The sequence below is a fragment of the Azotobacter chroococcum genome, from assembly GCF_002220155.1.
GTDB lineage: Bacteria > Pseudomonadota > Gammaproteobacteria > Pseudomonadales > Pseudomonadaceae > Azotobacter > Azotobacter chroococcum.
Genome location: NZ_CP011836.1, coordinates 168,660 through 181,589, shown reverse-complemented (window position 1 = coordinate 181,589; position 12,930 = coordinate 168,660). Strand labels below are relative to the sequence as shown.

At 56.8% G+C, this 12,930-nt stretch carries 11 protein-coding genes and 2 pseudogenes; 7 read left to right on the top strand and 6 right to left on the bottom strand.

The window, feature by feature from the left end; genetic code table 11:
* Positions 1-52: 52 nt before the first annotated feature.
* Entirely contained in the window at positions 53-307 is a 255-nt protein-coding gene (locus ACG10_RS22200) for a hypothetical protein (RefSeq protein WP_193388244.1), read from the bottom strand.
* Positions 308-448: 141 nt separating this feature from the next.
* Between ACG10_RS22200 and ACG10_RS22195 the strand changes: the two genes are divergently transcribed.
* The 6 genes from ACG10_RS22195 to ACG10_RS22175 all read left to right on the top strand — a co-directional run bounded on the left by ACG10_RS22195 (position 449) and on the right by ACG10_RS22175 (position 8,148).
* Positions 449-889 (top strand): LexA family protein, encoded by a 441-nt coding sequence (locus tag ACG10_RS22195; protein WP_040107349.1) that lies wholly within the window; start codon positions 449-451, stop codon positions 887-889.
* 5 nt (positions 890-894) lie between these two features.
* On the top strand, positions 895-1,020 hold the full coding sequence (locus tag ACG10_RS24940) for a Y-family DNA polymerase (protein ID WP_408608449.1): 126 nt from the start codon (positions 895-897) through the stop codon (positions 1,018-1,020).
* Positions 1,010-2,209 (top strand): DUF4113 domain-containing protein, encoded by a 1,200-nt coding sequence (locus tag ACG10_RS24935; protein WP_408608448.1) that lies wholly within the window; start codon positions 1,010-1,012, stop codon positions 2,207-2,209. The genes ACG10_RS24940 and ACG10_RS24935 overlap by 11 nt, the downstream gene beginning before the upstream one ends.
* Before the next feature lie 1,871 nt (positions 2,210-4,080).
* A complete protein-coding gene (locus tag ACG10_RS22185) occupies positions 4,081-5,220 on the top strand; it encodes a hypothetical protein (protein WP_040107348.1) in 1,140 nt (379 codons plus the stop codon).
* A gap of 698 nt (positions 5,221-5,918) precedes the next feature.
* A complete protein-coding gene (locus ACG10_RS22180; protein ID WP_052264086.1) occupies positions 5,919-7,043 on the top strand; it encodes an AAA family ATPase in 1,125 nt (374 codons plus the stop codon).
* Positions 7,044-7,275: 232 nt separating this feature from the next.
* Positions 7,276-8,148 (top strand): ParB/RepB/Spo0J family partition protein, encoded by an 873-nt coding sequence (locus ACG10_RS22175; RefSeq protein ID WP_198319100.1) that lies wholly within the window; start codon positions 7,276-7,278, stop codon positions 8,146-8,148.
* A 62-nt stretch (positions 8,149-8,210) separates the two neighbouring features.
* Here the strand turns inward: ACG10_RS22175 and ACG10_RS24990 are convergent.
* The 5 genes and pseudogenes from ACG10_RS24990 to ACG10_RS22155 form a co-directional block, all read right to left on the bottom strand.
* Positions 8,211-8,318, bottom strand: a pseudogene (locus ACG10_RS24990) (hypothetical protein); the annotation flags it as partial.
* 76 nt (positions 8,319-8,394) lie between these two features.
* On the bottom strand, positions 8,395-8,946 hold the full coding sequence (locus tag ACG10_RS22170) for a transposase (protein ID WP_089169677.1): 552 nt from the start codon (positions 8,944-8,946) through the stop codon (positions 8,395-8,397).
* Between the two features lie 29 nt (positions 8,947-8,975).
* Entirely contained in the window at positions 8,976-9,494 is a 519-nt protein-coding gene (locus tag ACG10_RS22165) for a helix-turn-helix domain-containing protein (protein WP_089170069.1), read from the bottom strand.
* Positions 9,495-10,333: 839 nt separating this feature from the next.
* Complete coding sequence (locus tag ACG10_RS22160) at positions 10,334-11,350, bottom strand: IS30 family transposase (RefSeq protein WP_089170068.1); 1,017 nt, start codon at positions 11,348-11,350, stop codon at positions 10,334-10,336.
* 170 nt (positions 11,351-11,520) lie between these two features.
* Complete coding sequence (locus ACG10_RS22155; protein WP_040107346.1) at positions 11,521-12,477, bottom strand: DNA replication terminus site-binding protein; 957 nt, start codon at positions 12,475-12,477, stop codon at positions 11,521-11,523.
* A 259-nt stretch (positions 12,478-12,736) separates the two neighbouring features.
* Here ACG10_RS22155 and ACG10_RS24610 point away from each other — a divergent pair.
* A pseudogene (locus tag ACG10_RS24610) lies at positions 12,737-12,896 on the top strand (type II toxin-antitoxin system HigB family toxin); the annotation flags it as partial.
* Positions 12,897-12,930: the final 34 nt, after the last annotated feature.

The window sequence follows — 12,930 nt, the reverse complement described above, 5'->3', positions numbered from 1 at the left end:
AACCGTCAGTGCAAGATCACATCTTTTTTGTGCAATTTCGTACATAAAGCGGTTAGAAATTAACAAAATCGCCACTATTTTGCCTGCACGCCTCCCAATGCAGCGGGCGTAGCTGGGCTGCGTCCAGGTGTTCGGCTTCGAGAATGGCCTGTTCTTGGCTATTCCAGACGGCTTCCGAATGGCGCTCTACGCCGTTCTCCACATCGAGAAAGACGAGATCGAAGGTCGGCGCGCCGTAATGCGACGACAGGTCGCGGACCCGAAAACGGCGCCCAGAGGTGGATGGAACGGAAGGTGAAGACTGCATCAGGTTGCTCGTGGTGTGTGAAAGACGAATCCGTTCTCTCACGAGTTAGAGAAAACCCAAGCGAGCCTGCCGGTGGGCTTCACTGGCTGTGAATCTTGGGTTAGATTTTTTACTGTATAAAAATACAGTAAGCCATGGAAGATGAACGCCTCCTTAATCGCCAGCCTCTCCCAAAGCCTGCAACCTCAGCCTCTGCTGCTGGGCGGCCAAGCCAGCTGTGGCTTCCCCTCGCCGGCGGCGGACTACCAGGTCCCCGATCTGTCCCTTGATGAGCTAGTGGGTATTCGCCCCTCGTCCTCGATTTTCCTGCTGCGTGCCTGGGGCGAGTCCATGCAGGGCGCCGCTATCCATGACGGAGACATTCTCGTTGTCGACAAAGCCCGGCAGGCCCAGCCAGGGGATGTGGTGGTTGCGGTGATCGGCCCCGAATTCGTGGTGAAGCGTCTGGCTCTCGATGAAGAAGGCCGACCGCTGCTGTTGGCTGAGAACACGGGCTACGAGCCGATTCGCCTGGGCGAAGATGAGCCTCTGGAAATCTGGGGGGTGTGCATCTGGGTGTTGCATGACTTGGTGGGCCGGTAGGCGCCATGGCCATAGCGTTGATCGACGCCAACAGCTTCTACTGCTCGGCGGAGCTGCTGTTCCAACCTTGGCTTCGCAACAAACCAATAGTAGTGGCCATCGAACAACGATGGCTGCGTGGTGAGCCGTAACGACTCTGCGAAGGCCTTGGGCATCAAGATGGGGCAACCAGTGTTCGAGTTGCGTGTGCTGTTGGCACGAAACGAGGTGAAAGTTTTTTCCTCCAATTATGAGCTCTACCAGTCGCTCAGCAACCGGCTCATGGCCATCTTGGAGGAACTGACGCCTGGCAAGCTGTCCATCAACAGCATCGACGAGGCCTTCGCCGACCTGTCCGGGGTTCCTGACCCCGAGGTTTGGGGGCGATATGTGCGAAACGAGATCCAGCGCCGCCTCGGCTTACCGGTCGGAATCGGTATCGGTATCGGTTCGACAAAAACCCAAGCCAAGCTCGCCAACTGGGCTGCCAAGCGCTGGAAGGCCAAGACCGGTTGCGTGGTAGATCTGCGCGATCGCATACGCTTGGAGAAACTGCTCCGCTACGCCCCGGTGGGTGAGGTCTGGGGCATAGGGCCGCGCCTGAACAAGCGGCTGGCCGATGAGTTTGGCATCACGACTGCCTGGCAGCTGGCTAGTGCAGATCCCAAGCTGCTGCGCCGGCGTTTCAGCGCGACAGTGGAACGCACGGCCCGGGAGCTGCAGGGCATTGCGTGCTTTCCGTTCGCCGATGGCAGCCCGGAGCGCAAGCAGATGATCCTCTGTTCACGCTCTTTCGGAGAGAAAGTTTTTGTCCTTGAGCAGCTGGAGAGAGCAGTGGCCACATTCACTGCCCATGCTGCGGTCAAGCTGCGTCAGCAGGCGAGCCTCGCTAACTGCCTGCAGGTGTTTGCCCGGACCAGCCTGTTCAGCCCGGTCGACCCCTTCAGCGGCTCGCGAGTCATCGCCCTGCCCTATCCCACCGACGATACGCGCGATCTGGTTCAGGCAGCCATTGGAGGCCTGCGAGCGTTCTATCTATCTGGGCCTGCCTATGTGAAGGCAGGGGTCGTTCTTTCCCAGTTCGTCGAGCGGGGTGTAACCACAGGCGATCTTTTCGCCCCGAAACCGAGATCCAACAGCGAGCCGTTGATGGGTGTGATGGATGCGATCAACGCTAAGCATGGCCGTGGGACGGTGCGTTTCGGGAGGGAGAATGCTGAGGGATCCTGGGCTATGCGGCGGGAGCTGCTAAGCCCTGAGTACACCACCTCCTGGCAGGGATTACCGAGGGCAAGGTGTGGAAGTGGGAAGGTGTCCTTGCTTGGTGACCTTGGCATCTGACGGAACCGCAGAATCCCCTGAGCTCCAGGACACAATTCATGCCTTGGAAACGGATCCTGCCCTACGGGGACTCTGAGGCGGGAGATCAAAGCCCCGAAAGCGGCCAGTGGTCTCGCAGACTGCTGGCTGCGGAAGACGAAATGGCCAAAAACTCCTAGACCTAGGATCCGTGGGAACGCTTTCCCTGCTTAATAGAAGGAAAAGGATTAAAAGGATAAAAGCATTTAAGTTTAACTAATTGTTTTATAAGGATTTATCTCTTGGTTATGCCTGGTCTATCTCCCGCCTTTCTCGTGATTTATCTCCCACGTTTATGCTATTTCATCTCCCAAACGATGCGGCTTACTGCGGTTTAATCTCCCGCCTGATCACGTTTCTAGGCAAGGCATAGCAGGGTTGCTGTGAGGTTTCTTGGGTTTCATCTCCCAGCTTCTCAGGGCTTTTTGGGGGTTTATCTCCCACTGTAGAGGCTTTTGGGTGTGGATAACTCTACCTTTGGGTGCTCCAATTGGTTAATTTTTGACTTACTAGTGTTTCATCTCCCATTTGGTATCTGCCCTACCCTGCCTGTCACTGCCCGATCAAGGCAGTGACAATTGTCGGTGTGACCGGGCCATAGGGCTTGAGGCGGTTCAAAATGGCAAAAACTACCAGGACCTGCAGCCGCCGTGGGAGATGAAACCGCAGAATCCCCGAACTCCAGGGCACAACGCCTGTCCTGCTGAGGAAGTCCTACAGGGACTCCGGGGTGGGAGATCAAAGCCTCGAAAGTGGCCCGGAGCCTCGCAGACCGCTGGCTGTGGGAGACGAAACGGCAAAAGCAGCAGGGCCTGCAGCCGCCGTGGGAGATGAAACCGCAGAATCCCCCGGGCTCCAAGACACAACTCATGCCCTGGAGACCGAGCCAGCCCTATAGAGACTCTGGGGGCGGGAGATCGAAGCCTCGAAAGTGGCCCGAAGCCTCATAGACCGCTGGCTGTGGGAGACGAAACGGCAAAAGCAGCAGGACCTGCAGCCGCCGTGGGAGATGAAACCGCAGAATCCCCCGGGCTCCAAGACACAACTCATGCTCTGGAGACTGAGCCAGCCCTACAGAGACTCTGTGGCGGGAGATCAAAGCCTCGAAAGTGGCCCGGAGCCTCGTAGACCGCTGGCTGTGGGAGACGAAACGGCAAAAGCAGCAGGGCCTGCAGCCGCCGTGGGAGATGAAACCGCAGAATCCCCCGGGCTCCAGGGCACAACTCATGCCCTGGAGACTGAGCCAGCCCTACAGAGACTCTGTGGCGGGAGATCAAAGCCTCGAAAGTGGTCCGGAGCCTCGTAGACCGCTGGCTGTGGGAGACGAAACGGCAAAAGCAGCAGGGCCTGCAGCCGCCGTGGGAGATGAAACCGCAGAATCCCCCGGGCTCCAAGACACAACTCATGCCCTGGAGACTGAGCCAGCCCTACAGAGACTCTGTGGCGGGAGATCGAAGCCTCGAAAGTGGCCCGAAGCCTCATAGACCGCTGGCTGTGGGAGACGAAACGGCAAAAGCAGCAGGACCTGCAGCCGCCGTGGGAGATGAAACCGCAGAATGCCCCGGGCTCCAGGGCACAACTCATGCTTTGGAGACGGAGCCAGCCCTGCAGAGACTCTGGGTCCGGGAGATCAAAGCCCCGAAAGCGGCCTGCAATCTCGCAGATCGTTGGCAGCGGGAGACGAAACGGCCAAAAACTCCTAGACCTGCAACATCTTGGGGTATGAACCGTTCTGTGAAGCTCGAGGGGAGTTCTGTTGTTTTATCTCCCACCCTAGTTGCATAGATGAGGCGTCCAAAATATTGTTCTTGGCTTCCCTGAGGCTTGATTTGCGTGCTGCCAAGGAGTGTGTCATGCCATCTGCTGTGAAAACGGAAGAGAAGATTTTCCTCTGGGGGCCTGCCGGGTGCTTCGAGCCTGAGATTGTGCCACCTGGACAGCGGGACTTGGAGGCACTCCGATTGTTTCAGTCATTCCTTTGCAACAATGAAACGGAGCGGACTGGGTTGTCGAATGTGATCATGCTGTGGGAGCAAATCCCGAAGTTTTCGGCAGAGCACCTGAACGATAAATCCGGGATCGTCCCAAACGATTACAAGGTTGACTTCACCATAGCTGGTCACCCCTTCCGGTTGACCTTGTTCCCTGGTACTTACTATCCAAAGGTTTGCAAATCGGACCCGAAGCGCCGATTTCCAGGTGCACGCGAGCAAGCGGTAGAGCAGGCACTGAATCACATTGCATGCGCTCAAGCGGAAACGCATGAGGTCAATGGTGAGACTTTGTACCGTGTCTGTTTCACGACGCGGGAGGTTGCTCGCACGCTGAAAGGCATGGGCAGCACTCTCAGTCATGGCCAGATACGTGAAGCACTGGAAGTGCTTTCGTCAACGACCATGACCATCAGCTCCCGCTCTGAGGATGGGATCAAGCATGAAGCCCGGAGGCCAATTCTTCCAAGCTTCGAGCGGACCACAACGGATTCCGACATGGCTGTCGGGAAGGACGTGTGGTCAGCGCATCTCCATCCGCTCGTATCCAACGCAATCCGCAACGTCACTTACCGGCAGTACCCTGTTGCGCACACCTTGGGATTCGCACCATTTGCCGCATTCCTGATTCGGCAGATGCACTACATGGCGCCGAATATTTCAACCAACCACCCGTTTTCCTTCCGGTTGGTTGCCTTGAAGGAAATGACACCTGGCCTTCATCACAAGCGACTGCGCGATAGCATTCGGGCAATGATTCGCGAACTGGATAAGATGAAGGAGTCAGGCCTGCTGCATGACTACCAGTGTGAAGAGGTGTTTCCCGCTCGTAGGCTAAATGGGCGTCCTGCCCCAATCGATGCTGAGTTCACGCTTTACCCGGGTAAAGACTGGGTCAAGCATGTGATGGCTGGGTCGAAACGCATGTTGGTGGCTGAGAAGTCGCTTGGCTTGCCGCGTAGCCGCCGCAGTGAACGCCAGATGAACCTTCCTCTTCTTTAAGAGCTTCTCGCTCTAGCGATAGCTGCTAACTAGTGCTGGTGTTCACAGGGCATCGCCCTCCTCTTCTGTTTCACCAACACAGGCCCGGCTGGCTGGAGCCGACTCCAGCATCGCTTTCAACTGGCCCTAGCCGGCATTGAGCACCGACTTTGCCATCCTGGTTTGCGCGAGTTTTGCGGACAACACATTGCCCACATGGATTTCGCCGTACTGGTTCACCAGTTGCCGGCTGAATTGATGCAAGGCGTCTCTGTGGCGGTTGGCGATCCTGGTGTGGATCTCCAATTCGAGCTGGCTGCGCGAGGCCTTGCCGAAGCTAGCCGCCCTGCAGCGCCAGTCGGTGTGGCGCTCTCCGCTAACGGAACTGTCCCAACAGATGAATCGTCTGCACCAGCGGATAGATGACCGAAGCCGTGTTTATTTCTGCCAGCAGACGCCGGTGCCGGTGCCGGTGCTGACGCGGTGCGCTGATAGCCAGCCCTTATGGTGCTGCAACCCAGAGCTTGACCCTGAAGCGCGCTCTACAACCACCGAAGCGGTTTAGTGGAGGGAGAGTCATAGGTGGAGTGCGTCTGGCAAATGGATATGATTCGGTTCAGGAATTTCTATAAAAAACTCATTAAAACCAGAACTTGTCCTTTAAAAACTCAATAACCGTATTATCATCTCAACAACATCCATTCACGACCGAGACCGCAATGAACGTTCAGACTGAAATGCCGGAAGAAGGTGCTAATTTCGTTGATTTCGACTCCCTGCTCTATCCGCCTCAGTTCGCAGCCGAATGCTTTGGCCTGACGACCCGAAGGTTAAAAGACATTGAAGAAGAAAATGGAATCGAGATTCGCCGGGTACCTCGTGGCACCGCCACGGCCAGGGCCTATACGCTCGATGACATTTTCACAATCGCGGCCCTGCGCCGGGCAAAGGGGTATGCCAAAGGCTTGCAGAGGCAGATCGTGGTTTCCACTTTTGTTCAGAAAGGTGGTACTGGGAAAACCACTACGGCAGTCAACTTTGCCATTTATCTTCAGCTGGCCGGCCTGAAAACGCTCATTATCGATAATGATCCCCAAGGCGACTCGTCGTGCATGCTTGGCTACGACCCAGATTTGAGTGATGCAGACCTGAAAGTCATGGGAATTCCTGCTGACCGCCTTGTCGATGGTCATCTCGGTAACCTTGTTAGCCCTCTGCTTCGAATGCGCCCATTCCCAAGCAAGACCCTCAATGAGGTAATTAAAAAGCCCTTTGGTGAAAACGGTGTTCACCTCATTCCATCCGATGGTTACTTGGACGATCTTGGCGTTGCCCTGGATGCCGCGAACAATAGCGACTTCTGGTATGCGCAATGGATTGAGGCTGGCAACACAGGAGGACTGCCTGACTGTGATCTTTCCATCTACGACGTCATCATCTTTGACAATGCGCCTGCTGCATCCAGGTTAACCAAGAACTCCGTCGCTGCCTGCGACCTTCTGCTGTGTCCTATTCGTATGGACAAGTTTTCCTTCCGTGCGTTGATGCGATTACACGATTGGGTGGTTCGCTTTGCGCAGGACTATAAGCGCTCTCCTGCGCTTGCGGCTTTGCCGACAATGTTTATCAAAAACCGTAGGCGCCTTCTCGAGAACCTGGTGCTTCTCAATGAGCTTTTCCCTGATCGGGTTACGGACGAAAGGCTCTACTTTTCCGAGGATTACGGTAAAGCCCTGGACCAAGGGGTTCCATTGCTTCTCTGGAAAGGGGCGACATCCAAAACATTCGAATCTGCCAGGACTGTCTTCGGTGAGATTCTCGAGCGTATGCGAGCGATAGCATGATCCAGGGAGCGTTCAAGGTGTTGCTTGAAGCGACGCTGTTAGCCCTGTCGGGGTGTTGCTTGAAGCAACACCCTTACCCCCGAGTGACCTGTTGCTTCAAGCAACAGCTGGACATGGAGAATTTTGAGTGAGATCTGACGACTATCCAGGCCGTAAAAGAACGGCAGGAATGGTGGGGCTAAGGATGCCAGCAACTGCACCGCAACCGACGGAGCAGGTATCAAGAGCTCAAATGCTTGCCATGAGCAAAGAGGATGATGGCCCTGCTGAGACTGCTGTAGAGCTCGTGGCCAAAAGTGAGTCACAAACGACTTTGGTTGAGCTCCCTGTCGAGGCGATCAAGGCATCCCCCTACCAGCCACGTCTGACACTCAATGAGGCTGCCATCGAGGAGCTGGCGAACTCGATTCAATCCATCGGCCTGGTCAAGCCTTTGATTGTTCGCCCCATCGAATCGGGTGAGTATGAGCTGATCGGTGGAGAGCGGCGTTGGCGAGCCCACAAACTTGTGGGGCTCAAAACGGTGATGGCTTACGTTCGTCCAATGAGCGATGCCATGGCGAAAATTCTGGCCCTCACGGACAACGAGGGGCAGGAGCCACTGACAGAATATGAGCGTGGCCGCAGCTACGCTCATATTCTGTCCTCTGGGGATGAGTCCAGTCAGCGTGCCTTGGCTAGGCGGTTGGGCGTGAATGTTTCCATTGTCAGCCGTTGCCTGCTTCTTATGGAGTTGCCAGAGGAAGCACGCAAGATTCTGGACAAGAGCCCTGGCCTGATCGGCGGCCTGAAGGCCAAAGATTTCATTGAGTTTGGAAAAACTCATCCTGAATTACTGCTGGAGGCGATCACCTCGATGCGCGATGAGGGCCTCAGTCAGGTGCAGGCCCTACGCTGGATCAGCAAAAAAATTTCCGAGCAGCAGGGTAATCCGGATTTGTCTAAAGTCGTATCGAAATCATTCACTGGGCTCGGGACGATGAAAATTGACGGGCGGAAAATGGAGTTTCGCTGCGAAAAGAATGTGAACATGGAAGCGTTCAGTGAACAGCTGGCCGCGTTCCTGGAAACGATCAAGCCGGATAATCTTCAAACCAACGAATAGACGTTCTTGCCAAGAAAAGGGTTGTCGGAGATCGCGGAGAACCCTTTGAGATTCTCCCCGCCTTAAAAGGCGGGGGCTCCCAGGATTAGACGGCCATGGCAGGCTGCGATAATCTTCCTGGCCGCGTTCACATCGCGGTCGTGAGTGACAGCACACTCACTGCAGATCCATTCCCCTACTCAAAGTCCTGCGACACTCTTCGATTGGAACTCGAATCGGTGTAGCTGGGGTATTCCTAGTGCAGTTTCAATCAACATCCTGTTCAAGTGGCGGGAGCTGTTCACAACCGTAATAGGTGCAGACTCGCTCCATCACCTCGGCGATCGTCAATGGGCGTTCGGGCTCATGGATCGCCCGCTTGCCATGCACCCAGCAGGGCTCGATCCGGTTCAGCCAGGGGCTCTTGCTCGGCAGGCGGCAGGTTACGATCCGTACGCCACCCTCGGCCCTGGCCCGGCGGTTGTGCGCCCCGATCCAGGCTCGCACCCGGTGGCTGACATGCCAGCTGGCGTTGTCCCAGATCATCAGCAGCGCCTTCTTCCCTTCGCTCGCCAGGCGCTCGCAGACCCACTCCAGGAAGTCCTCGGTCACCTGGCTGACCGGGCGGCCCTTGACGAAGCGCAGCAGCATCTGCCCCGTGTCGGCGCGCAGCAGGCCATAGCAGCTCAGCGCCTTGGGTTCGGCATCCTGCGGATCCACCGACAACTGCTGCAGGCGCAAAGCCGGACCCGCGCTCCAGGCCTTCAGGAACGGGCGCGCGAAACGACTCCACCAGACCTCGTCCTGAAAACCCAGCACCCAGTCCGGGTGCGTTGTGGCCAGTTCGATCAGCCAGTCGCGTCGCTTTTTTTGCGCGCATAGTGCGGATCCGGACTGGTGATCCAGGTCTTGGCCCGCTTCCAGCCCACGCCCAGGCGCATCAGGGCCTGGCGGATCGACTCGTGGCTCAGCTGCCGTTCGGTCAGCCCCTGCTCGAAGGCCACTTCGGCGGCCAGGCTCAAGGTCCACAAGCGGGTGGGCTTGCCGAAATCGCGGGGGCTGCGATGCAGCAAGGCGCGCAAGCGCTCGGCCTGCGTGCCCGCAAGCAAGGGACGGACACGTTTGGGCCGATGCGACTTCTCCGTCAGGCAAGACAACCCCTCGGCGGCAAAGGCCCGCAGGGTTTTGCGTACGGTTTGCGTGGCGCAGCCGAACAGGGCGGCGATTTCCGTGGCGGTCTTGCCGTCGGCGCTGGCCAGCAGGATCTGGCAGCGCCGCAGCGTGAAGGCTTCCCGGGCACGCAGGCCAACCTGCAGGGCCTGCCGTTCCTCGGTAGTCAAAGGGCGAACGAATAGAGGTGCTTTCATGGGGCATAGCATCGCCTGATGCCATAATTTCCACAACTACACCTATGAAACTGCACTAGCGATCGCTGAAGACGATGCCTGCGCGAAAGCACTTCGACTACAGCCGGCTCCTGTATCGACTGGACAGTCCAGGTATGAACTCCACCACACCCTATGAGAGCACCAGCTTCCGGCTGATGTCGTTTAAGAAATCGTGTGGGCGGATGGTTACTTGTGTAGGGGCCCTTTGGTATGAACCTGCTTGCTGGTGCTATGGATGGGAAGATGGGAAGGCTTACGGCAGGCAAACAGCAAAACGCATTGGGGAGCTGCCTGCTCTGCATTGGGAGGCGAAACGCAAACCATCAAGAGCTTAGCTCGGCCATGGGAGATGAAACTGCATAACTTCTTGAGTTCGTCGGCATAGAATTACGTCTGCAGGCGGAGCCACTCCTAAAGAGACTCATGATGGGAGATCAAGGCGATAGTCCTGCAGGAGAGCCAATCGCGGGAGATGAAATAGCAAAACCATCGGGTCTTCCAGGGGGCTGGGAGATGAAGCCCAAAAAACTCACAAGTACCACAGATCCTCAGTGCATGGTCCTGGTGGCCATAGCTGTTCCCATGGCAAGAGAACTCTGGGAAATCAAAGCTTCAAAAGTGGCCGGTAGGTCTGCCGGACGTCTGACAGCGGGAGACGAAACAGCAAAACCACCAGAAATTCCAACCTGCTCTTGGGAGATGAAAGTTTAGAAACCCTTCGTCGACCACAGAGCTGCCTATACCGTGAGAGCTACTCCGATACTATTTAGAGTCGGGAAAGAGTAGAGGGGCGGTTGCAGAAGCTGAGTGCAACACGGTTACTGGATTGAAGCAGGCACTTCATGCTGCTTCGCCATTACTTCCGTCATGACTTCGATCGGACATTTGAAGTCGAAGCGTTTGCGCGGTCGGATGTTCAGCTCATAGGCAATCGCATCCAACTGCTCCTGGCTGTAGATCGACAGGTCCGTGCCTTTGGGCAGGTACTGGCGGATCAGGCCGTTGATGTTCTCGTTACTGCCGCGCTGCCAGGGGCTGTGCGGATCGCAGAAGTAGATCGCCACGCCGGTTTTCTGCGTGATTTGCGCATGGCGCACCATCTCCCGCCCCTGGTCGTAGGTCATGCTCTTGCGTACGGCCAGCGGCAGGCGGTTCAGCGCGGCGCTGAAACCTTCCACTGCCGAGGTCGCCGTCGCATCGTTCATCTTCACCAGCATCAGATAGCCGCTGGCGCGCTCGACCAGGGTGCCGACCGCCGAAGCGTTGGCCTTGCCCTTGATCAGGTCGCCCTCCCAGTGACCGGGCATCAGGCGGTCCTCGACCTCCGGCAGACGCACGTGGATGCTGACCATATCGGGGATCTGGTTGCGCCGGTCCACCCCACCGGAGCGCGGCTTGCGGGTTGTCTTGCCCTGGCGCAGGCAGATGATCAGCTCCTTGCGCAGTTCACCGACCGGCAGAGCATAGACTGCGTTGTAAATAGTCTCGCGGCAGACGTAGGCGTCTTCGAACTGGGGAAATTCCATGGAGCGCAGCTTGCCGGCAATCTGTTCGGGCGAAAAGCGTTTTCGCAGCAGGTAAGCCACCAGCTCGAACAGCTGATTGCCAGGCACCAGCTTTCTGTAGCGCCGACAGGCCTGGCGGCGAGCCGACATGGACTGTTGGGCCTCATGGGTGACGTAGTGCCCATGAGCTGTGCGGTTGCGCCGAATCTCGCGGCTGATGGTGGAGGGGCTGCGATTCAGCAGGCGGGCGATCCTGCGCTGGCTGAATTTGTTCAACAAACCAATCTGGATCGTGGCGCGCTCGGCGACGCTGAGTTCGTGATAGGACATGGCAACACCTTACCGAAACGGTCAGGTGTTGCACTCAGCTTCTGCAACCGCCAGGTCTGAAGCTGCAGAAGTTCGTCGAGCAGCACTGATAATCCAAGTCCAGAGGTTGAGCCGGTTCAGTCGAGAGGGAAAGGTGGGAGATCAAAGCCTCGAAACTGGTCGATAGCCATTCAGTATTCGGTGTTCCGATAGGTTGAGGCGACATTGGCTTCATCGACCTTATTGGCTGTAATGTCCTCGGTCTCCTTCCGACGACTGGATAGGAAGAGATCCCGGTTGGGTAAAACCTCTATCCGGCGCTTTTCATCAGGTCGCTTGGCTTGACGAGCATATCGGTCGAAATTTTTAAGCTCCCTTACTTCCATACCGTTGCCTCCAGCCTTGATGAACAGGGGGAGGTTGGCGTGGATCATTGCGTCATACCGTGACTCTTCAGTGAACCACAGCATGGCCCGCGGGTGAGGGGCTACCGATTTTCGCTGGGTAAGCATCTCGGTGTCGGCCATGTTCACCAGAGTGCGCAACTCTAGGAATTCTGGGGTTTCTTCGAGCTGTAGTCCTTCGCGACTGGCTCTAGCTTCGGCACTTGCCTGAAGTGTTTCGCGTACCTTGGCGGTGGAGACCTTGCCAGTGGCAGTGGTGTGGCCTGCCCAGGTGAAGGTGATCAGCCGCGGGGTTCCCTCAAAGCATTGAATGTGCCGTAGAAGCTGCTTGGTGTTGAACTTGGCGCCCAGTGCTCGGCGCATGAGGCGGGGGCGGGCGGCCGGTACGAGATTCAGCTCGATGCGCAGTTTTTCGATGGCTGTGGCCACTTCATCCTTGAGTCCATTGATCTGGCGGATCCGTTCCAGCAGCGATTTGCTGACTGCGAAGTAGCCTGGCAGGCGCATGACGGTTCCGGCGGCCTGGCCGATGTCGCGCTCGAATTCAACCAGTGCCATTTGCGTTGCGGCCACGGCTTCTTGCCCAACTAGGCGTTCGACCTGGATGGTATCGGGGGTCCGCTGTTCGGTGAGCAAGGGGAGACGCCAGACCATACCTGAGACAACGTGGTCGGGCCAGATGAGGTTGAAGTCGTGCAGTGCGCCGCGCAGTCGGGCAAATGTGCTCTGGATCTCTTCGTACATGGAGGGGCTCCTTGGCTGATAATACCATCCCTTCATATTCAATCTTAGCATGTCCCCTCACGCCTGATCCGTTTGGCTGTTCTTCTTGCTTGGCCAGCTTTTTTCTTGCTTCTTTCTCTTCTTTCTTCTTCTTTTTCCTTGAGTTGGGGCGTTGCTGTGGAGGAGGGGAGGCTGGGGGTATTACCCTTAATAGGCATATAGGGATGGTATTATAAGATAATGAAATCTCTTCCGCTCAGGTGGCCGTGAGCTGCTACAAATCCCTCAGGGTAGAAGCATCATCTGGGATGCCAAGGCCAAGTGGCCACATGCTGCCACCTTGGTATCGCTTGATCAAAGCCAGTGCTCCGCAGGACTTCGCGGAGATGAAGCGTCTGTTTCCAGCAACAGACAAGGTGGGGCCGCAGCATGTGCTCGATCGTGTCGAATACGACAGAGTTGACATCCTCCCCG